General features: G+C 63.6%; 16 protein-coding genes and 1 riboswitch. Of the genes, 7 read left to right on the forward strand and 9 right to left on the reverse strand.

Annotated features, from left to right (window positions below):
* Positions 1-24 precede the first annotated feature (24 nt).
* Positions 25-1,959, reverse strand: coding sequence for a sensor histidine kinase (locus ACWPW0_RS03495; RefSeq protein WP_454254441.1), 1,935 nt, complete (start codon positions 1,957-1,959; stop codon positions 25-27).
* A 352-nt stretch (positions 1,960-2,311) separates the two neighbouring features.
* On the opposite strand from ACWPW0_RS03495, the gene ACWPW0_RS03500 reads away from it, so the two are divergent.
* Positions 2,312-2,995, forward strand: coding sequence for a response regulator transcription factor (locus ACWPW0_RS03500; protein ID WP_454254442.1), 684 nt, complete (start codon positions 2,312-2,314; stop codon positions 2,993-2,995).
* A gap of 216 nt (positions 2,996-3,211) precedes the next feature.
* On the opposite strand, the gene ACWPW0_RS03505 is transcribed toward ACWPW0_RS03500, so the two are convergent.
* On the reverse strand, positions 3,212-4,852 hold the full coding sequence (locus tag ACWPW0_RS03505) for an autotransporter outer membrane beta-barrel domain-containing protein (RefSeq protein ID WP_454254443.1): 1,641 nt from the start codon (positions 4,850-4,852) through the stop codon (positions 3,212-3,214).
* A gap of 169 nt (positions 4,853-5,021) precedes the next feature.
* Entirely contained in the window at positions 5,022-6,917 is a 1,896-nt protein-coding gene (thiC, locus tag ACWPW0_RS03510) for a phosphomethylpyrimidine synthase ThiC (RefSeq protein ID WP_454254444.1), read from the reverse strand.
* 256 nt (positions 6,918-7,173) lie between these two features.
* Positions 7,174-7,280, reverse strand: a riboswitch (TPP riboswitch).
* A gap of 208 nt (positions 7,281-7,488) precedes the next feature.
* Here thiC and ACWPW0_RS03515 point away from each other — a divergent pair.
* Positions 7,489-8,928 (forward strand): TolC family outer membrane protein, encoded by a 1,440-nt coding sequence (locus tag ACWPW0_RS03515; RefSeq protein WP_447589039.1) that lies wholly within the window; start codon positions 7,489-7,491, stop codon positions 8,926-8,928.
* Positions 8,929-9,128: 200 nt separating this feature from the next.
* Here ACWPW0_RS03515 and ACWPW0_RS03520 read toward each other — a convergent pair whose 3' ends face one another.
* The 3 genes from ACWPW0_RS03520 to ACWPW0_RS03530 all read right to left on the reverse strand — a co-directional run bounded on the left by ACWPW0_RS03520 (position 9,129) and on the right by ACWPW0_RS03530 (position 11,931).
* Positions 9,129-10,373: a TIGR03862 family flavoprotein gene (locus tag ACWPW0_RS03520; protein WP_454254445.1), complete on the reverse strand. Its 1,245-nt coding sequence runs from the start codon at positions 10,371-10,373 to the stop codon at positions 9,129-9,131.
* Between the two features lie 79 nt (positions 10,374-10,452).
* Positions 10,453-10,941 (reverse strand): TM2 domain-containing protein, encoded by a 489-nt coding sequence (locus ACWPW0_RS03525; protein ID WP_454254446.1) that lies wholly within the window; start codon positions 10,939-10,941, stop codon positions 10,453-10,455.
* Between the two features lie 72 nt (positions 10,942-11,013).
* On the reverse strand, positions 11,014-11,931 hold the full coding sequence (locus ACWPW0_RS03530; protein WP_454254447.1) for a histone deacetylase family protein: 918 nt from the start codon (positions 11,929-11,931) through the stop codon (positions 11,014-11,016).
* A gap of 68 nt (positions 11,932-11,999) precedes the next feature.
* Here ACWPW0_RS03530 and ACWPW0_RS03535 point away from each other — a divergent pair, with 68 nt between their 5' ends.
* From ACWPW0_RS03535 to ACWPW0_RS03550, 4 genes are read left to right on the forward strand one after another with little or no spacing between them, the layout of a single operon-like run.
* A complete protein-coding gene (locus ACWPW0_RS03535; RefSeq protein ID WP_454254448.1) occupies positions 12,000-12,569 on the forward strand; it encodes a GNAT family N-acetyltransferase in 570 nt (189 codons plus the stop codon).
* Positions 12,559-14,172, forward strand: a complete 1,614-nt coding sequence (locus ACWPW0_RS03540; RefSeq protein WP_454254449.1) for a SagB/ThcOx family dehydrogenase — start codon at positions 12,559-12,561, stop codon at positions 14,170-14,172. Before ACWPW0_RS03535 ends, ACWPW0_RS03540 begins: the two co-directional genes overlap by 11 nt.
* Positions 14,165-15,034, forward strand: a complete 870-nt coding sequence (tesB, locus tag ACWPW0_RS03545; RefSeq protein ID WP_454254450.1) for an acyl-CoA thioesterase II — start codon at positions 14,165-14,167, stop codon at positions 15,032-15,034. Before ACWPW0_RS03540 ends, tesB begins: the two co-directional genes overlap by 8 nt.
* A complete protein-coding gene (locus ACWPW0_RS03550) occupies positions 15,031-15,639 on the forward strand; it encodes an HAD family hydrolase (RefSeq protein ID WP_454254451.1) in 609 nt (202 codons plus the stop codon). Before tesB ends, ACWPW0_RS03550 begins: the two co-directional genes overlap by 4 nt.
* Here the strand turns inward: ACWPW0_RS03550 and ACWPW0_RS03555 are convergent.
* Complete coding sequence (locus ACWPW0_RS03555) at positions 15,636-17,462, reverse strand: long-chain-acyl-CoA synthetase (protein WP_454254452.1); 1,827 nt, start codon at positions 17,460-17,462, stop codon at positions 15,636-15,638. The genes ACWPW0_RS03550 and ACWPW0_RS03555 overlap by 4 nt on opposite strands.
* 157 nt (positions 17,463-17,619) lie before the next feature.
* Here ACWPW0_RS03555 and ACWPW0_RS03560 point away from each other — a divergent pair, with 157 nt between their 5' ends.
* Complete coding sequence (locus ACWPW0_RS03560; protein ID WP_447589055.1) at positions 17,620-18,630, forward strand: AraC family transcriptional regulator ligand-binding domain-containing protein; 1,011 nt, start codon at positions 17,620-17,622, stop codon at positions 18,628-18,630.
* A gap of 40 nt (positions 18,631-18,670) precedes the next feature.
* On the opposite strand, the gene ypfJ is transcribed toward ACWPW0_RS03560, so the two are convergent.
* Both ypfJ and ACWPW0_RS03570 read right to left on the reverse strand, forming a co-directional pair.
* Positions 18,671-19,537, reverse strand: a complete 867-nt coding sequence (gene ypfJ, locus ACWPW0_RS03565) for a KPN_02809 family neutral zinc metallopeptidase (protein ID WP_447589057.1) — start codon at positions 19,535-19,537, stop codon at positions 18,671-18,673.
* A 101-nt stretch (positions 19,538-19,638) separates the two neighbouring features.
* Positions 19,639-20,073, reverse strand: coding sequence for a DUF411 domain-containing protein (locus ACWPW0_RS03570; RefSeq protein WP_454254453.1), 435 nt, complete (start codon positions 20,071-20,073; stop codon positions 19,639-19,641).
* Positions 20,074-20,122: the final 49 nt, after the last annotated feature.

Consider the following 20,122-nt stretch of genomic DNA (forward strand, 5'->3'; position numbering starts at 1 on the left):
AAATCTAAGCGATAACCTAGTGAATTAGTCGGCTTTTGTGTCCGGCAGGGACGGTGTTTGCGGTAGACGCAGCCTGAAGCACACCCCTTGTTCACCTTCTGCACTCAACAGGGTGATATCACCGCCCAGCAGCTGCGAGATGCGTTTGACCAGGTAGAGGCCGAGCCCGGCGCCGGGTGCGTGGCGCGCGCTCTGGCCTCGGAAATACTTACGGAATACCTGCTCCCGCTCATGCGCGGGGATGCTGGCAGAGACATTACGGATGTCGATGAGCAGGGTTTGCCCTGCTTCGTGTACATCGACCTCCACCGCCTCGCCGGCGGGCGTGTGGCGATCGGCATTGGCCAGCAGGTTGCGCAGGGCGATATGCAGCAGGCCTATATCGGTTACCAGCTGTTGCGGGGCCTGGCTCAGGTTGCAGCGGATGCGACCAGGGGCGAAGTCACCGCTCAGTTCCCCCAGCAGTGCCGGCAAATCACAGGGGGCATATTTGAGCTCGACCTGGGACTCACTCATGCGGTCATCGCTCAGGTATTCGTCTACCAGCGCCAGCAAACGCGAGGCTGCGTCGCGGATCTGCTGGCAGCGTTCGGCATTTCTCGGCCCCTGCGCCGGTAGGCTCTGCTCAAGGCGCTGGGACAACGTGGTGATGATCGCCAGCGGGGTGCGGAACTCGTGGGAAACCATGGCGACGAAATCATGCTGCTCGGTGCGCACCCGCTGCTCGAGCTCCAGCGCATTGCGCAACTCCTGCTCCAGCAATTCCCGACGCTGGATCTCCTGGCGTAGATCGGTCGTACGTTGTTCCACTTTGCGCGCCAGGTGCAGGCTGTGTTCGTGGGCCAGGTTGGCCGCCAGGTTGGCCTGCCAGCGTTCGCGAATGCGTCGCTTGCGTTCATAGCGGCCGATCAGCCACAGGCTCAACAGAATCATGTGCAGCATGGTGCCCAGGGCGGAGGTGTATTCGGTCCAGGCATTGACCGGGATGTAGCCAAGGTTGCGCAGGAAGCCAATCAGTACGCCAAGGTAGTACACCCCGAACGCCAGGGCGAAAAATCGGGCATGCCGATAGCCACGCCACAGCAGGGAGGTGCACAGGCTGGTGAACCCGACGATCAACAGCAGGGCCATCAACTGCACCGGCATCACGCTCCAGGCGTAGTAGCCGGCCAGTGCCAGAACCAGGCAGGCGCCTGCCACGCTCTGCATCACGCGGTCCAGCCAGCGGGTGGTCAGCGGATAAAGCGTCGGCATTCCCAGCTGTCTGACGGACATGCGAAAGGCGAACAACAGATTGATGGCGAACCCCATACCCAGCAGGCGGTCGCTCCAGAATACGGGCAGACCGGTGATCTGCTGGACCAGTCCAAGGCTCAATACCTCGTTCAATACGCTCAGGCCGAGGTAGAGAAGCAGCAGGCCGCTCATGGGGGTCCGTGTGGCCAGCCAGAAGATCGCGTGCAGGCCGATCAGCAGCAGGTAGAAGCCGAAGTGCAGGCCGAAAAACAACCCCTCGCGCCGTGAGTGGTTGTCGAATGCCAGGCGTTGCCAGACCTCCAGACGCGTGACCATGGCGTTCTTGCTTTGCAGGCGCACCAGCAGCACATGCTGGCCGGTCGTTTCAGGTGCGAAGGGAATGACCGCGCTGCGATAGCCGACCGGCCACTGATCGCGTGAGACATTTTCGCCACTGTGGCCCAGTAGCTGCCACTCGCCGGGGGTTAACTCGGCATAGACCTCCACGTCGTCCAGCAGGGCATTGCTCAGTCGCAACATCCAGCCGCCTGGCACGGGTTTGTCGACTTGCACCCTGAGGCGCAACCACTGGGTAATCGGGGTATACCCGGCATTCAGGCTATTCGGTAGTCGATGCCAGCCATCGGCTGCATTTGCCTGCGCTGCATCCAGTCGAGCCTCGGGGTCCTCCAGTACGTCGAGATGACCGGCCGTATCGATCATTGTGTGCCTGGCGTCCAGGTGCAGCGAAGTCGCCGAGGCAGACAGTGGCAGCAACAAAAGGAGCAGTAGCAGTAGGGGAGGGAGTGGGCGCATTACCAACCGATGTGTAAGAGCCTGGGCTTGAAAAGCCGGCGCGAGAGGGCTATGAAAGCCGCCACTGAATGAGTTTGGCAAGGGCCTGCCCCCGTTTCGTTCTCGAACCGCGTTACGTGCAGCCCTGGGGCTGGGCCTGTTCTAGCGCGATACGGCGTTGCTCGACGGCTCATTTGGGCTACCAGACGTCGTGTCTCGTGCCTTGCCTCACGCTAGAGAAGGCGCCGTCACGGCCGTGAACGAAACGGGAACAGACCCCATGATCGATTTGATTTTCCTTGAAGACGACCCGGTTCTTGGTGCGGAGCTCGCCGAGTTTCTCGGCGAGATCGGCTACAACGTAACCTTCGTGGCTTCGTTGGCTGAGTTCGAGCGTGCCTTCGTGCCGGGTCACCATCGGCTGGCGGTGATCGATGTTGGTTTGCCGGATGGCAGTGGGCTTGCCCTGATCCAGCGTTTGCGCCAGGCCGGTGACAGCCTCGGCATCGTTGTCTTCAGTGCGCGCAGCACCACGCCGGACAAGATCGAAGGGCTGGGCATCGGGGCCGATCATTATCTGGGCAAGGGCTGTGACCTCGCCGAGCTGACTGCCACCCTGGAGGCGCTTTGTCGCCGGCTGCAGTTGAGTGGTCAAGCCGTTTCCTGGCGCCTTGAACTGGGTCCGCGGCGTTTGCAGGTCCCCAATGGCCCGACCATTGCCCTGTCCCAGCAGGATCTGCTGGTGCTGCACTGCCTTATGGAAAACCCGGGGCAGAGCATCAGCCGCAAGCAGATCATTCAGGCCCTTGGCGGCGATTACCTGAGCTACGACCAGCGCCGGCTGGATACGCAGATGCGTCGGCTGCGGCGCAAGGTGCTGGAGGCCAGTGCCCAGGAATTGCCGGTGAATACCCTGCGTAACAGTGGGTACTGCTTCTATGCCGAGGCGCAGGTCCAGGCCTGAGCCTGTTTCACGACCTTGCCGTTGCCGGCCATGCCGTGTCAGCGGCGGCCTTTTCATCGGCACCTTTCAGGCTTGTATGAGCGCTTGCTGGGTGAGCGGCTGGTCGCCGTTCCATCGCGTGCCTGCGAGAGAGTTGTTTGCAGAGCGATCATCTGCCCACCAGGCAAAAAGCCGGGCTACGCCCAAGGGCGCGCCCGGCTCTGCTGCACCAGAGAATCAGAACGCCCAGCGTGCCTTGACTTGCGCGCCCTGGTTGATGAAGCCACTGTGCGCCTCGGCGTCATAGCGCAGGCTGACTTCGGTGCCGTTGTTCAGGGTATGGCTCAGGCCAAGCCCGGCACGAGCCAGCCAGGGCTCGAGGTCCAGGCCGTCGGTGCGGAAGGCCGCGCCCGGCGCTCCTGCATAAGTGGAGGTCATCGAGGCAGACTCGTTGATTGCGTCGTAACCGGCACCGAGGTTGGCGCTCAGGACCGTGGCGTTGGTCAGGCGGTAATCGAGCTTGCCGTCCAGGCTGAAGACCAGGGCTTCGCTGTCGCGGTCGTCGACTTCCAGGTTGAGCAGGCCAGCACCCTTTTCCCGGTAGCCGTCCTCGGTGATCCAGGTGTAGTCAACCCGCGCCGACGGCACGAACGTCAGTTGTTCGGTCAGACGCAGGCTGTGATCAATGCCCAGGCCGAGGTGCACGTTGTAGCCGTCGTAATCGGCCTTGGCTGTGTCGCCGGTAAAGTTGATCTGGCGGCGGCCTTCGGTACGGTTCTGGCCGACGTCGACCTGGACATTCAATCGGGTATCAGCGCTCAGCGAGTAGGTGCCGTACCCGATCAACTGGTAGGTGTCGATCTGCGCGCTCTGCGGTGCGACGCGCGAGTCGCCGTCGACATCGGTCTTGGCATAGGCGAAGGCCAGGCCCAGGCGGGTGTTTTCCGATACCGCGGCATCGAGCCCCAAGGCTATGCCCTTGCTGTCGGCATCGAAACCGGACACCCCGTTACGAGCGTCCTGGCTGGCCCAGGAACCGAAGCTCTTGATCCAGAAGTGTTCGCCGCCCAGCGTCACATCACCGGACGATAGGCCGCTGGTGCTGTCCTGGCGTGCCTGGATGACGTTGTTGATCATTGACAGGCTGTTGCTGATGGCGCTGGTGGTCGCACCGAGCACCAGCGGCAGACTCTGGCTCGCAGCATCGGAGCGTTGCTGAGGATTCAGGCCGGCGAACAGGGCCAGCAGTTCGGGCGTGGCATCGATGACGCGAGCAGCGCTGAGCGCCGGGCTGTTGCTCAGCTGGTTGGCTGAATCGAATACCCCGCCCGCTGCCGGTACTACTGGAGGTGCGGAGTAGAAAACACCATCGCCGGTGGTGTAGAAGGTCATGTTCAGTACGCCGCCACTGGTCAGGTTGGCCCCAGGTGAGTAGGTGCTGATTACGATGCTGTAGACCTCACCTGCGGTGACCGTCTGAGTGACTTGCGGACAGTAATTTTCCTGGCCGCACATGATGGTGGTGCCACTGCCCAGGATCGCCTGGTGCGCGGACTCAAGGGTGTCGTCGTTGTACCCAAGGAAGCCTGTAGGCTGATTGGGATCGAACACACCTTTGTAGATGTACATGACCGTATCGACGCCCGCTTCGCTCTGACCGAACTTCAGGTTAGTGACGTCCAGCGTCGGCGTGAAATAGACAGCCGCGTAGTTGTAGGTACCGGCCTGCCCACTGGGTCGTGTCCAGCTGCCGGTGGTGGCGTTGGAGTCATCGATGCTGAAGGTGTAAAAGGCCGGAGTAGCGAAGGCCGATTGCAGCACGGCGGTGCTCAGGGCACAGGCCAATGCGCATTTCTTGAACGAAAAGGTGGAGAACATGAAGTAGAACTCGCAGGAGTAAGGAGGGCGGACAGCCGAATGATGGCCATACGCTACCTTGTGCGAGGCGGGCTAAAACTGAGCAAACCTGAGCGAACCGCGAAGGGGCGCCAAACGTTAGCGCGCCCTGCTCCCGCCACTATGAGCGGGAACAGGGGCAAGCGGCTTGTCAGACCTGACGGTAGATCACCGCACCTTCATCCTTGAAGCGCTCGGACTGTTCGGCAAAGCCGGCCTCGATGGCCTTCTGCTCGTCGGTCAGGCCGTTTTCCTTGGCGTAGTCGCGCACTTCCTGGGTGATCTTCATCGAGCAGAACTTCGGCCCGCACATGGAGCAGAAGTGCGCCACCTTGGCCGAGTCCTTGGGCAGCGTCTCGTCGTGGTAGCTGCGCGCGGTGTCCGGGTCGAGGCCGAGGTTGAACTGGTCTTCCCAGCGGAACTCGAAGCGCGCCTTGGACAGCGCGTTGTCGCGAATCTGCGCACCGGGGTGTCCCTTGGCAAGGTCGGCGGCGTGCGCGGCGATCTTGTAGGTGATGATGCCGGTCTTGACGTCATCCTTGTTCGGCAGGCCGAGGTGCTCCTTGGGCGTGACGTAGCAGAGCATGGCGCAGCCGAACCAGCCGATCATCGCCGCGCCGATGCCCGAGGTGATGTGGTCATAGCCTGGCGCGATGTCGGTGGTCAGAGGCCCGAGGGTGTAGAACGGCGCCTCGTCGCAGCACTCCAGCTGCTTGTCCATGTTTTCCTTGATCAACTGCATCGGCACGTGGCCGGGGCCTTCGATCATGCATTGCACGTCGTGTTTCCAGGCGATCTTGGTCAGCTCGCCGAGGGTTTCCAGCTCGCCGAACTGCGCGGCGTCGTTGGCGTCGGCAATCGAGCCCGGGCGCAGGCCATCACCCAGCGAGAAGCTGACGTCGTAGGCCTTCATGATTTCGCAGATTTCGTCGAAATGCGTGTACAGGAAGTTTTCCTGATGATGCGCCAGGCACCACTTGGCCATGATCGAGCCGCCACGGCTGACGATGCCGGTGACCCGCTTGGCGGTCAGCGGCACATAGCGCAGCAGCACGCCGGCGTGGATGGTGAAGTAGTCCACGCCCTGCTCGGCCTGTTCGATCAGGGTGTCGCGGAACAGCTCCCAGGTCAGGTCTTCGGCCACGCCATTGACCTTTTCCAGCGCCTGGTAGATCGGCACTGTACCGATCGGCACCGGCGAGTTACGGATGATCCACTCGCGGGTTTCATGGATGTGCTTGCCGGTTGACAGGTCCATGACCGTGTCCGAGCCCCAGCGGATGCCCCAGGTCAGCTTGGCCACTTCTTCCTCGATGGAGGAGCCCAGCGCCGAGTTGCCGATATTGCCGTTGATCTTCACCAGGAAGTTGCGGCCGATGATCATCGGCTCCAGCTCCACGTGGTTGATGTTGGCCGGGATGATGGCGCGGCCGCGGGCGATTTCCTCGCGGACGAACTCGGGCGTGATTTCCTTGGGGATGCTGGCGCCGAAGCTGTGCCCGGCATGTTGCGCGTCGAGCAGGCCGGCGGCGCGGTGCTCGGCTAGCTTCATGTTCTCGCGGATGGCGACGTATTCCATCTCCGGAGTGATGATGCCCTGGCGGGCGTAGTGCATCTGGCTGACATTCTTGCCGGCCTTGGCGCGGCGTGGGTTGCGCACATGGGCGAAGCGCATCTTGGTCAGCTCGGCGTCGGCCAGGCGGCGTTGGCCGAACTCGGAGGACAGGCCATCGAGGCGCTCGGTGTCGCCACGGTCGTCGATCCAGGCGCTGCGTACGTCCGCCAGGCCCTTGCGGACGTCGATGGTGACGTCCGGGTCGGTATAGGGGCCGGAGGTGTCGTAGACGGTGACCGGCGCGTTGATCTCGCCGCCGAAAGCGGTGGGCGTGACATCCAGGCTGATTTCGCGCATCGGCACGCGGATATCCGCACGCGAGCCCTGCACATAGATTTTCTGCGAACGCGGCAGGGGCTGGATCGACTGCTGATCGACCTGGGCCGATTCACTTAAATTCTGGCTCAGATGCTGTTGTTGTTTGACGCTCATCGGTGGCTCCTCGGCTGGATGTCGGGGAGAACCTGATAGGCGCGTGATGAAGCAACGCCACGCCGTGGCTGTCGGAGCATGCAGGAGTCGCACGGCAGGTCGTTGAAGAACGTAGGCAAGGCGGTCAGCGCAAGGCAAAAAGCGCTGGCAACGCAGCTGGTTTTCAACGGCCTGATAGAGCGCCGGCACGATCGGACAGCCTGGGCGCGGGCACACCACGAATGCGGTGTGGGGGAAATCCGTTCTGCTGACGCAGCGGCGGATACCTCTTGTTCCCTACGCAGGCCTTAACCTGATCAGGTTCAACGGGATCCGGAACTATCCGATCTCAGCCCACGATTCTGGGCACCCCGACAAGAACGGTAGCCAGTCTAATCAAGCGGGCAGCAGAACACCAACGTTGCCGTCAAACGGCTGTTCCGGCCATTCGGCGGCAAGCCCGGCACCGCTATTGTTGCAGCCAGGCAACAAAGCATGTTGCAAGCTAGGCTGTTGTCTGATGAATGTCATCTTGACCGCCGCAGGCCACCCCCTTAGCCTTGCCCGATTCCCTCCGTATCTAGGATTGATCATGCTACGCAGACTCTCTCTGACCCTCGCAGTAGCTGCCGCCACCGCCGGGATGGCCTGGGCGGAAGATGCCGCCCAATCCGGTAAAACCGGTCTGGTCACCATCTATAACGAAGCCGTGCAGAACAACGCCGATCTGGCCGCTTCCCGCGCCGATTACCAGGCGCGCATCGAGATCGTGCCCCAGGCGCGTGCCGGGCTGCTGCCGAACATCAGCGGCGGTGCCGACCTGAACGACACCCGCACCAAGCTCGACGAGCCGTCGGCGACCTTCTCGCGCAGCGGCCTGTCTTACCGCGCTACGCTCAGCCAGCCGCTGTTCCGCGCGGATCGCTGGTTCCAGTACCAGGCAGCCAAGGCGGTCGGTGAACAGGCTGGTCTGGAGTTGTCCGCGACCGAGCAGAACCTGATCCTGCAGAGCGCCGAAACCTACTTCGCCGTGCTTCGCGCCCAGGACAACCTGGCCTCGACCAAGGCCGAGGAAGCAGCGTTCAAGCGTCAGCTGGACCAGGCCAACGAGCGTTTCGACGTCGGCCTGTCGGACAAGACCGACGTGCTCGAGGCGCAGGCCGGTTTCGATACCGCCCGTGCCAACCGGATCATCGCGCAACGCAGCGTCGAGGATGCCTTCCAGGCGCTGGTCACCTTGACCAACCGCGAACACGCTTCCATCGAGGGCATCCTGCACACCCTGCCAATCCTCGCGCCGGTGCCGAACGACGCCAAGGCCTGGGTCGATACCGCCGCCCAGCAGAACCTCAACCTGCAAGCCAGCAACTACGCGGTGGATGCGGCCGAGGAGACCCTGCGTCAGCGCAAGGCCGGCCACGCGCCGACGGTCGATGCGATTGCCCAGTACCAGCGCGGCGACAACGATGCACTGGGTTTCAGTAACAATGCCGGTAATCCGACGCGCTACGGTAGCGACGTCGAGCAGACCACCATCGGCGTGCAACTGAGCATTCCGATCTTCAGCGGCGGCCTGACCAGCTCACAGGTGCGCGAGTCCTACCAGCGCCTGAGCCAGACCGAGCAGCAGCGCGAAAGCCTGCGTCGCCAGGTGGTGGAAAATACCCGCAACCTGCACCGTGCGGTCAACACCGACGTGGAAACCGTGCAAGCGCGCAAGCAGTCGATCATCTCCAACCAGAGTGCGTTGGAAGCTACTGAAATCGGCTACCAGGTGGGTACGCGCAACATCGTCGATGTGCTGGATGCGCAGCGCCAGCTGTACAGCTCGGTGCGCAACTACAACAACGCACGTTATGACTACATCCTCAACAACCTGCGCCTGAAACAGGCAGCAGGCACCCTGGCCCCGACCGATCTGGATGCGCTGTCGGCGTTCCTCAAGCCCGACTACAACCCAGACCAGGACTTCCTGCCGCCGGACCTGGCCCGTGCAGCCGAGGCCCAGCTGAAGAATCGCACCACGTACTGAGGTGCTTGAGAAAAAGCCCGGCGATTGCCGGGCTTTTTTGTGCCTGTTGCCTTTGCAGGTTGAGCGTCGAGGCCGGTTAGCGGGTTCACGGTTGCCGTGCGCAGGGTGCCCGCGCGGCGCTCCGCTTCAGCCCACCGATGCCCAACAAATATGGGCCAGAACAAGCCCCGGCAAAATCCCGAGCCGCTTGGGAGCCGCTTTTAGACTCGCAGACTCTGCAGCCAGTGCAGTGCCCCCAGCCCGGCGGCACGGCCGCTGGCGAAGCAGGCGGTGAGCAGATAACCGCCCGTGGGAGCCTCCCAGTCGAGCATCTCGCCGGCGCAGAACACGCCGGGTGCGGCGTTCAGCATCAGGTGTGTATCCAGCGCCTCGAACGCTACGCCGCCCGCTGTGCTGATGGCTTCGTCCAGCGGCCGTGGGCTCAGCAACGTCAGGGGCAGGGCCTTGATCGCGGCAGCAAGCCGGGTCGGATCGGCGAACTGCTCGGCGCTGGTCAGCTCACGCAGCAAGGCGGCCTTGACCCCGTCGATACCCAGCTGGCCATGCAGGTGCTTGGCCATGGAGCGGCTGCCGCGCGGCTTGGCCAGCGCGGCCTCGACCTTGTCCTGGGTACGATCAGGTTGCAGGTCCAGCCATACCGTGGCACGGCCACTCTGGTTGATCTGCTCGCGGATCTCGGCGGACAGCGCGTACACCAGGCTGCCTTCCACGCCGCTGCGGGTGAGGATGAACTCGCCACGGCGAGCGGGCTCCTGGGCGAGACGCAGGGTGATGTTCTTCAGTGGTGCGCCGGCAAACTTTTCCTGCAGCAGCGCGCTCCAGCTGGCGCCATCGAAACCGCAGTTGGCGGCCTGCAATGGCGCCAGGGTAACCCCGCGCTCGGCCAGCAGCGGTACCCAGGCAGCGTCCGAGCCCAAGCGTGCCCAACTGCCGCCGCCCAGAGCCAGGACGGTGGCGTCGGGCTCGATGCTGTGTTCGCCTGCGGGACCATGCAGGCGCAATCCGCCCTGGCCGTTCCAGCCCAGCCAGCGCTGTCGGGTATGGATTTGCACCCCGCTGTCGCGCAGGCGCTTGAGCCAGGCACGCAGCAGCGGAGCAGCCTTCATGTCCTTTGGGAATACGCGCCCCGAACTGCCAACGAAGGTGTCGATACCCAGGTCGTGAATCCATTGCCGCAAGGCGTCGGCATCGAAGCCGTCGAGCAGTCGCCCGACGTCTTCACGGCGTTCGCGGTAACGGTTGACGAAGGCGGGCTTGGCTTCGGAATGGGTGATATTCATGCCGCCAACGCCCGCCAGGAGGAACTTGCGCCCCACCGAGGGCATGGCGTCGTACAGGTCGACCTGTACCCCCGCCTGGGCGAGAACCTCGGCCGCCATCAGCCCGGCGGGGCCGCCGCCGATAACGGCAACCGAATAGGGTGGGCGTGGCGTGGATGCAGTCATGGGGCGATCTGGTTGGAAGCGAGGTGGAGAATTCTATACGAGCCACGGCGCGGAGCGGGGGCGAACTCCCAGCCTGTGGTCAGTACGTTCTTTCCAGGGGCTGCAACAGCAGTGGATCAAGGCGCTGTTGGTAAGTGACATAGGCAACATAAGTGGCATAGGCAGCGAGGGCGGTGGTAGCGAGAATGAGGCTCATCAGAACGCCGAGAAACACGTTGAACAGGCTGCTGTGCTTGACGTTGCCGTATTTGGTCAGCCAGGTCGCCTGGTCTCGGCAGAGGAACACAATGGCCTCGATGAAGCTGGCGATGGAGGGAATGCCAGTCCAGTAGAACAGCAGGTAGAACACGCCCCACCATTGCCCCAGGTAGAAGCGGTGAATCCCCAGGCCACCGAGAAACAGGGCGAGCAGGCCGGCAAGTACCCTGTTCTTGGCGTTGAGGTTCTGTTTGGCGCCGCACTGCGGGCACTGATTGTCCACCGGTGTCAGCGGGCCGGCGCAGTAGCGGCAATACACGCATTCGGCAACGCCGCTCGATGTCGGAGGTTGATAAGGCTGCGCGTGCATTGAATCGGTCCGGGCGGTGGGCGGGCGATTCTAGCAACGGTGATGGATGGCCAGATAGTCGTGTGCGGCGGGTCAACCGGTGACACGGGCCAGGGCTCGGGCAGCGCTGTGGTGCAGGATGCCATGGCGCCGGGCGAGGGCAGCACGGTCCTTGTCGTAACCGCCTCCAATCACACCGAGTACGGGAATGTCACGGCTCAGGCAGTGGTCGAACACCGCCTCGTCGCGTGCGGCAATGCCAGCATCGCTGAGGTTCAGGTAGCCAAGGGCGTCGTTGCGGTGCACGTCGACACCGGCGTCATAGAGCACGATATCCGGCTGATACAGCGCCAGCAGATAACCCAGGCTGTCGTTGACCACCTTGAGGTAGTCGTGGTCACCCATGCCCTTGGGCAGGGCAATGTCCCAATCGCTATGCGCCTTGCGGGCGGGGAAATTCTGCTCGCAGTGCAGCGACACGGTCACGGCATCGGCGATGCCGTCGAGGATACGTGCGGTGCCATCGCCCTGGTGTACGTCGCAGTCGAAGATCAGCACGCGCCCGGCCTTGCCACTTTCCAGCAGGTGGAGGGCAATCACCGCCAGGTCGTTGAAGATGCAAAAGCCCGAAGCATGGTCGTAGTGGGCATGATGGGTGCCGCCAGCGAGGTGACAGGCAATGCCATGTTGCAAGGCCAGTTCGGCTGTCAGCAGCGAGCCGCCGACGGCGCGAATGGTGCGCCGGGCCAGCGCTTCGCTCCAGGGCAGGCCGAGCCGGCGCAGCTCATCTGGACTGAGGTCGCCGCCGAGAAAACGCGCGATATAGTCCGGGCAGTGCGCCAGTGCCAGCACGTCGGCTGGGCACAGCGCCGGGCGCAGCAGCGTGGCATCGGTGGTTAGGCCGCTGTCGATCAAGTGGTCGCGCAATAGACGGAATTTCTCCATCGGGAAACGATGGCCGGCGGGGAAGGGCGGGCTGTAGTCGTCGTGATAGACCAGCGGCAGGGGCATCGGGCGGCTCTCGCGATAACACGGCAGGCAGTATGCTGTGCGCCTGACTCAGGGCTCAAGGAGCGCACGTGGAACCCATCGTATTGCACAGCGCACGCCTGCGTCTGCGCTCCTGGCATGACTCCGACCTGGCGAGCTTTGCCGAAATGAACGGCGACCCCGAGGTGATGCGGCATTTTCCGGCTTGCCTGAGCACGGCCGAGAGCGATGCATTGGCGCAGCGCGTTCGTGCGCATTTCGCCGAGCACGGTTTTGGCGCGTGGGTACTGGAGCGCCACGACCAACCGGGGCTGATCGGTGTGCTCGGTCTGCTGCGGGTGGGCTTCGAGGCGCCTTTTACCCCAGCGGTAGAAATCACCTACCGCCTGCACAAGGCCTTCTGGCGCCAGGGCTATGTGCTGGAGGCGGCGCAGGCAGCGTTGGCCTTCGCTTTCGAGCGTTTGCAACTGGATGAGGTCGTGGCCTTTACCGTGCCGGCCAACCTGCCGTCGCGAAGTGTGATGCAGCGCTTGGGCATGCGCCATGATTCGGCGGGCGACTTCGAGCACCCGCGCCTGCCCGTTGGCCATCCGTTGCGCCCTCATGTTCTGTATCGGCTGGCCCGGCAGCAGTGGCAGGAGTGCATCGATGGACGCTGAACAGGCGGTAAGGGCCTACCACGAACTGAGCAAGCATCGGTCGGATGTCTACGCGCCTGGTCCGGGGCAGTTGGACTGGGCGACCCAGCCGGCACCGTTCCGCCGCTATCAGGGGGTACGGCTGATCGAGTTGTGGCAGCGCCCGCAGGAAGAGTCGCCCGCCTACGACGCGGTATTCGCCGCTCCACTGCCAAAACCCGCTGCCCTGGAGCGTGCGCGTCTGTCGCAACTGCTGTATGACAGCCTGGCGCTTTCCGCCTGGAAAGAAGCAGGTGGCAATCGCTGGGCACTGCGGGTCAATCCGTCCTCCGGCAACCTGCACCCGACCGAAGCCTATCTGCTGTTGCCTCCGGGCGTGCTGGGCGAACAGGCGCTGCTGGCGCACTACGCACCGGATCAACATGCCCTGGAGGTCCGCGCCGAATTACCGGGCGTGCTGGGCGGGGATCTGGCTACGGCGCTGCCGCCAGGAGGCTTTCTCCTCGGCCTGGCCAGCATCGCCTGGCGCGAGGCCTGGAAGTATGGCGAACGCGCCTACCGCTATTGTCAGCATGACCTGGGCCATGCGCTGGCTTGCCTGAGCATCGCCGCGAGCATCCAGGGTTGGCAGGTGCGGGTGTTGCGCAGCGTGGCCGAGCCTCGTCTGGATGGGGTGCTTGGTCTGGATCGCGAAGGCTTTGCCGAGGCCGAGCACGCGGACTGCCTGCTATGGATCGGCCCACCGCAGAGCCAGGCATTCACGTTGCCGGAGCGGCTGCTGACGGGGCTGGCGGCTATGGACCTCGCTGGCCTGCCGAATCGCCTGTCGCGTCAGCAGCGCGAGTGGCCTGAGCTGCAACGGGTACAGGCATTGTGCCGTGCCCCCGCGCTGCCAGAGCCGGCCTGGTCGGTAACGCCGGGCCAGACGCAGGACGACAATCCGGGGCTGCCGTTGCGGCCGATCCTGCATCGGCGCCGCAGCGCCCAGGCGATGGATGGCCGCAGCGGCATTCAGGCCGAGCTGTTGTATGCCTGGTTACGCCGCCTGTTGCCGGGCAACTCACCAGTACCCTTCGCGGTGACGGGCGAGGCCGCGCAGGTCGACCTGCTGCTGTTCGTCCATCGCGTACAGGGGCTGGCGCCGGGGCTGTATTGGCTGGCGCGTGGCGACGGGCTGGCGCAGGGCGGCATGCGTGCTGATTTCCTCTGGCAGCGTGCTCACGCCGAACTGCCGCTCTACCGTTTGCTGCCAGGGGATGCCCGAGGGGTGTCGGCGTTTCTGTCGTGCGGCCAGGACATTGCTTCCGATGGTTGTGTGGCGGTGGCCATGCTCGCGCGCTTCGATGCGGTCCTGGCCCGAGGTGCACACCACTATCCACGGCTTTACTGGGAATGCGGCCTGATCGGCCAGTTGCTGTACCTGGAGGCCGAGGCGGCGGGACTATCCGGTACTGGAATCGGCTGTTTTTTTGATGATCAGGTGCATGAATTGCTGGAACTGGCCGACAGCCGCTGGCAAAGCCTTTACCATTTCACCCTGGGTCGGGCCGTGTGGGATGAACGCCTGAGCACCGCCCCTGCCTACCCTGATGTGCGCCGCCCCGAGGAGAGAGTCGATGAGTAAAGTGCTGGATGATCTGGTTGCCCTGCTGAGCCTGGAGCAGATCGAGGAGAATCTGTTTCGTGGTGTCAGTCAGGACCTGGGTTTCCGCCAGCTGTTCGGTGGTCAGGTGATCGGCCAGTGCGTATCGGCGGCAAGCAAGACGGTGGACGATGCGCGCCATGTGCATTCGTTGCACGGTTATTTCCTGCGCCCCGGCGATGCCACGTTGCCGGTGGTCTATCAGGTCGAGCGCGTGCGTGACGGCGGCAGCTTCAGCACCCGACGGGTCACGGCCGTACAGAAAGGCCAGCCGATTTTCACCTGCAGCGCTTCGTTCCAGTATGACGAAGAAGGCTTCAACCATCAGTTGACGATGCCCGATGTGCCAGGCCCGGAAGCCTTGCAGTCGGAAACCGAGTTGGCGCGCGAAGTCGCCGCGCTGATTCCCGAGCGCATGCGTGAGCGCATGACCAGTGACAAACCCATCGAGATCCGTCCGGTAACGCGCATCAACCCATTCGCGCCGCAGCCGGGCGAGCCGATCAAACACGTCTGGTTTCGCGCCGACGGCAACCTGCCGGATGAGCCGAGCCTGCACAAATACCTGCTGGCCTACGCCAGCGACTTCAACCTGCTGACCACCTCGATGCTGCCCCACGGCGTATCGGTGTTCCAGAAGTTCATGCAGGTGGCCAGTCTGGACCATTCGCTGTGGTTTCACTCCGACCTGCGCATGGATGACTGGTTGCTGTATTCCATGGACAGTCCGTGGGCCGGCAATGCCCGTGGTTTCTCGCGTGCCAGCATCTTCAACCGCGCAGGAAAGCTGGTGGCATCGGTGAGCCAGGAAGGGCTGATTCGTCAGCGCGAGGACTGGAAGTGACACTGTCTACGGCACGCCACTGGGTGTTCGACATGGACGGCACCCTGACGGTTGCCGTACATGATTTCGCGGCGATTCGCGAGGCGCTGTCGATCCCGGCGGAGGACGACATCCTTCATCACCTCGCTGCGTTGCCCGAGGCGGAGGCCCAGGCCAAACACGCCTGGTTGCTGGAGCATGAACGCGACCTGGCGCTTGGCTCGGTGGCGGCACCCGGAGCGGTCGAACTGGTGCGGGCGCTGCATGCCCGTGGTTGCCAACTCGGCATCCTGACCCGCAACGCTCACGAACTGGCACTGCTGACCCTGGAAGCCATTGGCCTGGGTGACTGCTTTGCCAGTGCTGATGTGATCGGGCGAAGCGAGGCGATTCCCAAGCCAGACCCGGACGGCCTGCTGCAACTGGCGAGCCGTTGGGGTATCAGCCCCACGGCGATGGTAATGGTGGGCGACTACCGCTTCGACCTGGACTGCGCCCGTGCTGCGGGCGCCTTTGGCGTACTGGTCAACTTGCCAGACAACCCCTGGCCGGAATTGACGGACGCCTACGCCCCGGACTGCGCCGCGTTACTGGCGCAGGTGACGCAGGCGATCGCCGTCGCTTAGTAGCGGTAGGCACCGGCCTGAATGGCCGTATGCAGCTCATCGGTCAGCGGCACGTAGCGGTCACTGCCGGGAATCCAGGCATACAGCGGGTCCGGGCAGCGCTGCGGATCGAACCCCTGCTCCTTGAGTGGCCCCTTCTTGTGCTTGAAGGTGCCGGTGGTTTCCACCTGCTTGCTCAAGCGCAGGAACAGGGGCACGGCATAGTTCGGCAGCTCTTTGCGCAGGCGTTCCAGCATGGCCTGGAAGTCGAAGCTCTCGGCGGGTGCGTTCAGACGGATGCAAGCCATACCCGCGCGGCCATTGGTGCCGGCGATTTCCACCCCGTAGACCACGGTTTCGCTGACTTGGTCGATGCCATCCAGAATGGCCTCCACCTGGGTGGTGGAAACGTTCTCGCCTTTCCAGCGGAAGGTGTCGCCAAGGCGGTCGACGAATTGTGCATGACGAAAGCCCAGGTCGCGCATCAGGTCGCCGGTGTTGAACCAGGCATCGCCCGGCTCGAACACGTCACGCAGGATGCTCTTCTCGGTTTTCTGCGCATCGGTGTAGCCATGGAACGGACTCTTGTCGGTGATCTTGCCGAGCAGCAGACCTGCTTCGCCCTTTTTCACCTTGTGCAACTGGCCGTTCTCGCGCAGAGGCGCTTCACGCTCCTGGTCGTAGCGGACGATGGCGTAGGGGTAGGGCGAAAAGCCCACGGTGTTGTCGAGGTTGAGCAGGTTGGTGAAGCCGACGTTACCTTCGCTCGAGGCATACAGCTCGACCACGCGGTCGATGTCGAAGCGCTGTTTGAAGGTCTGCCAGATGCCCGGGCGCAGGCCGTTGCCGAGCATGATGCGGATGCTGTTGTTGCTGTCCTCGGGGCGCGGAGGGCTTTCCAGCAGGTAGCGGCACAGCTCGCCGACATAGCCGAAGGCGGTGGCCTGGTACTGACGCACCTCATCCCAGAAACGGCTGGCGCTGAACTTGCGCGCCATGATCAGGGTGCTCTGGCCGGCCAGCACCGAGCCCCAGCACACCACCATGGCGGTGCCGTGGTAGAAGGGCAGGGTGACGTACATGCGGTCGTCACGACGCAGACGCATCGCGCCGAAGCCGAACATCGCGTAGCCCTTCATGAAACGACCATGGTTGAACACCACGGCTTTCGGCAGGCCGGAGGTGCCCGAGGTGTAGATATAGAAGCAGGAGTCGTCAGCCTGCACCGGGCGGGCGGGTTGCGGATTGTGCTCGGGTTGTTTTGCCAGCTCGGCGGCCAGGTGCAGCCACCCGCTGGGCGCCTCACCGGCATCGAGCCAGGTGGGACGGTCAGCCAGGAAGGCGCGGGCATCGGTGGCCAGCTCCAGGTCGGGACCTACCTGTTCGAAGGCTTCCAGCAGCTCCTCGCCAACCACGGCCATCTTGGGGTTGACCAGGTTGATACTGTGGGCCAGAACCTGGCCCCGTTGGCTGCTGTTGACCAAGGCGCTGACCAGGCCGAGTTTGGCGCAGGCGGTGACGCAGGCCAGCAGCTCCAGACGGTTTTCCATAAACAGCGCTACCGTGTCGCCTTGCTGCAGGCCACGCGAGTCGAGGTAATGCGCGATGCGGTTGGCCCACTGGTTGAACGCCGCATAGGTCAGGCAGTTCTCGCCCTGGATCATGGCCAGGCCCTGTGGGTTCTGCTGTGCGGCCAGTTCCACGCAACTGCCCAATCCGGTGGCATAGGTGCCACGGCTGCGGTTGGAGATGCGCAGGCCCTTGACGATGCCTGGAAGGTCGACCAGCAGGCGAGGGAGGCGTGCGCACAGGCGCGGCAGGGTGATCAGGTCTTGCTGACTCATGTAGCGGACTCCGGTGGTGCGGTGCACTCGATGTTGTTCTGCCTGCCAATCTACGTCGCACGGGCAAACTTGTTGATAGCCAGCGGTTGCACGGGACTGGCAATTCGTCTCATCTGCTGTGCACAATCGGCCTATCGGTGTGGTCAAGGATTTCCTCATGTTGCAGGCGAACATTCCCGCCGGGACGGCCTCGCAATTGCTCGATCTGTACCTGTCGCTGCAGCGGCTCGCGCTCGTTGGGCCGGACGATCTGCATGAGCTGGGCGTGGCGCCCGAGCAGTTGCAGGATCTTGAGCGGCGCATTCCGCTGAACTGGGTTCTGCATCTGTGGCGGTTGGCGCTGAGCCGTGGCGCTGGTGCGGAGATCGGCTTGTTGCTCGGCCAGCAACGTGGCTTGCAGACGCGCGGGCCGGTGGCCAACCTGATTGCCCAGAGCGCCACCTTGGGGGAGGCGCTGGAGCTGTTCTGCCGCTACATCCCGGTGATGAGCGAGGGCGAGGGCGTCGTGGTCGAGCGCAGCGGTGCGCGGGTGCGTATCTCCATGCAGTTCAGCGCGCCATTGCTCGGTCATGCCGTGGTCAGCGAGTACAGCGTGAGTTCCGCGCTGTGCTGGGCGCGTCAGCTGACGGGGGTGACCTTGATGCCGCAGGCGGTGGGTTTTCGTCATGCGGCCTTGGCAGCGCCCGCGGTCTATCGCCAGGTGTTCGGTGTGGCGGCACGCTTTGCCGAGCGTTCCGATTACCTCGAGCTGCGTGAGGCGGACCTGTTGCTGCCGGTGCTGGGTGCCAATACCTATCTGAAGGGGTTGATGCAGCAGCGGGTCAGCGCAATGCAGGCGCAGTTGCCCCTGCAATACAGCGTTCGCGCGCAGACGGTGCAGTTGATCGAGCGGGGATTGCTCGGTGGCGAGGTCTCGGTGGCCGCGGTCGCCGGGCAGTTGGGGATCAGCCGGCAGACCCTGCACCGTCACCTACGTGCCGAGCAATGCAGCTTTTCCGAGTTGCTGGCCGATGTGCGTCGGCAGTACGCGCTGCAGCGCCTGGCGCAGCCGGATTGTCGTGTGGAGCAGCTCAGTCGCGAACTGGGCTTCAGCGAACCCAGTGCGTTCTACAAGGCATTCAAGGGCTGGTACGGCGTGTCGCCCAAGGCATATCAACAGCAGGAGTAGCGAGGACGACCCGCACCTGTGGCGCGGGTCGTCTGTGTGCCTACAGGCGTGCCGCCTTGAAGGTATCGCAACGGTTCAGGTCGCCCTGTTCGAAGCCGGTCTTGAACCAGCGCACGCGCTGGGCAGACGTGCCATGGGTGAATGAGTCCGGCACCACGCGCCCGCGAGCCTTTTGCTGTAGGCGGTCGTCGCCGATGGCATTGGCGGCATTCAGGGCTTCCTCCAGGTCACCGGCCTCCAGCCAGTCCAGGCGCTGTTGCGCGTGATGGGCCCAGACGCCTGCCAGGCAGTCGGCTTGCAGTTCCTGGCGCACCAGCAGACCGTTGTCGCCTTCGAGCTTTTCACCGCGCTGGCGGGCGGCGTTGACCTTGGCCGAGACGCCGAGCAGCGTCTGCACATGGTGACCGACCTCGTGGGCGATCACGTAGGCCTGGGCGAAATCGCCTGCGGCGGCGAAGCGGGTTTCCAGTTCGTGGAAGAATTGCAGGTCGAGGTACACCTGACGGTCGCCGGGGCAGTAGAACGGCCCGACAGCCGCATCGGCGAAACCGCAGGCCGAGTTGACGCCGCCACTGAAGAGCACCAGTTTCGGATCCTGGTACTGTTTGCCACCTGCGCGGAAGATGGCGCGCCAGGTGTCCTCGGTGTCACCGAGCACGGCGCGGACGAATTCGCTTTGCTGGTCGTTGGCGGTTGGCGCAGGTTGGCTGCTCTGGGTGCTGACGCCGCCTTGCCCAGCAAGCTGGCCGAGGATCGTCAACGGGTCCTGGCCCATCATCAAGCCAATGATTACCACGATGGCGATGCCGCCCAGGCTCAAGCCCTTGCCGCCGCCAAAGCGCATGCCACCGCCGCCGCCACGGGCGTCCACCACATTGTCGCTACGTCGTGCCCGTTGCCAGCGCATGGTCATTCTCCATTATTCAGTTGGCCCGTTATCCCGTCGAATCGTCAGTGTTAACGCTGGCGTGCATCCGCGCCAGTCCGGTGATCGGCTGCCCGGATTTTTCAGTTTTTCGGGTAGTCGCTGATGACCCGTTCCTGGCCATCACGCAGCAAGCCGACCACTTGGTAAGCGTCCTGCCGACCGCCCATTTCCATGCCTGGCGAGCCAGCCGGCATGCCCGGTACGGCGGCGCCGATCAGGTCCGGCTGGGCACGCAGTTTGAGGATGTCTGCAGCAGGAACGTGGCCTTCGACGAACTTGCCGTCGATCACGCCGGTATGGCACGAGGCCAGGCGAGGCGGCACGCCGAGGTGCTGTTTGACGGCTGTCATGTCATTTTCGATGTGGTCGTTGACCTGAATGCCGTTGGCTTCCAGATGGCTGATCCAGGCCGTGCAGCAACCACAGTTGGGGTCGCGATAGACATCCATGCTCAGTTGTTCGGCAGCCTGGGCAGTGGCGGCAAACAGAGCCGCAGCAAGAAAAAGGGGGCGCATGCGAATAGCTCCTGAAGGGAATCGGCGCAGGATAGCGCCACTTGCGTCG

It is taken from the genome of Pseudomonas sp. Marseille-Q8238 (genome assembly GCF_965111915.1).

What these genes read in the sequence shown, in the direction of transcription:
- ACWPW0_RS03495 (WP_454254441.1), bottom strand. Translation starts at nt 1,959, where the DNA reads ATGATCGATACGGCCGGTCATCTCGACGTACTGGAGGACCCCGAGGCT.
- ACWPW0_RS03500 (WP_454254442.1), top strand. Translation starts at nt 2,312, where the DNA reads ATGATCGATTTGATTTTCCTTGAAGACGACCCGGTTCTTGGTGCGGAG.
- ACWPW0_RS03505 (WP_454254443.1), bottom strand. Translation starts at nt 4,852, where the DNA reads ATGTTCTCCACCTTTTCGTTCAAGAAATGCGCATTGGCCTGTGCCCTG.
- thiC (WP_454254444.1), bottom strand. Translation starts at nt 6,917, where the DNA reads ATGAGCGTCAAACAACAACAGCATCTGAGCCAGAATTTAAGTGAATCG.
- ACWPW0_RS03515 (WP_447589039.1), top strand. Translation starts at nt 7,489, where the DNA reads ATGCTACGCAGACTCTCTCTGACCCTCGCAGTAGCTGCCGCCACCGCC.
- ACWPW0_RS03520 (WP_454254445.1), bottom strand. Translation starts at nt 10,373, where the DNA reads ATGACTGCATCCACGCCACGCCCACCCTATTCGGTTGCCGTTATCGGC.
- ACWPW0_RS03525 (WP_454254446.1), bottom strand. Translation starts at nt 10,941, where the DNA reads ATGCACGCGCAGCCTTATCAACCTCCGACATCGAGCGGCGTTGCCGAA.
- ACWPW0_RS03530 (WP_454254447.1), bottom strand. Translation starts at nt 11,931, where the DNA reads ATGCCCCTGCCGCTGGTCTATCACGACGACTACAGCCCGCCCTTCCCC.
- ACWPW0_RS03540 (WP_454254449.1), top strand. Translation starts at nt 12,559, where the DNA reads ATGGACGCTGAACAGGCGGTAAGGGCCTACCACGAACTGAGCAAGCAT.
- tesB (WP_454254450.1), top strand. Translation starts at nt 14,165, where the DNA reads ATGAGTAAAGTGCTGGATGATCTGGTTGCCCTGCTGAGCCTGGAGCAG.
- ACWPW0_RS03555 (WP_454254452.1), bottom strand. Translation starts at nt 17,462, where the DNA reads ATGAGTCAGCAAGACCTGATCACCCTGCCGCGCCTGTGCGCACGCCTC.
- ACWPW0_RS03560 (WP_447589055.1), top strand. Translation starts at nt 17,620, where the DNA reads ATGTTGCAGGCGAACATTCCCGCCGGGACGGCCTCGCAATTGCTCGAT.
- ypfJ (WP_447589057.1), bottom strand. Translation starts at nt 19,537, where the DNA reads ATGCGCTGGCAACGGGCACGACGTAGCGACAATGTGGTGGACGCCCGT.
- ACWPW0_RS03570 (WP_454254453.1), bottom strand. Translation starts at nt 20,073, where the DNA reads ATGCGCCCCCTTTTTCTTGCTGCGGCTCTGTTTGCCGCCACTGCCCAG.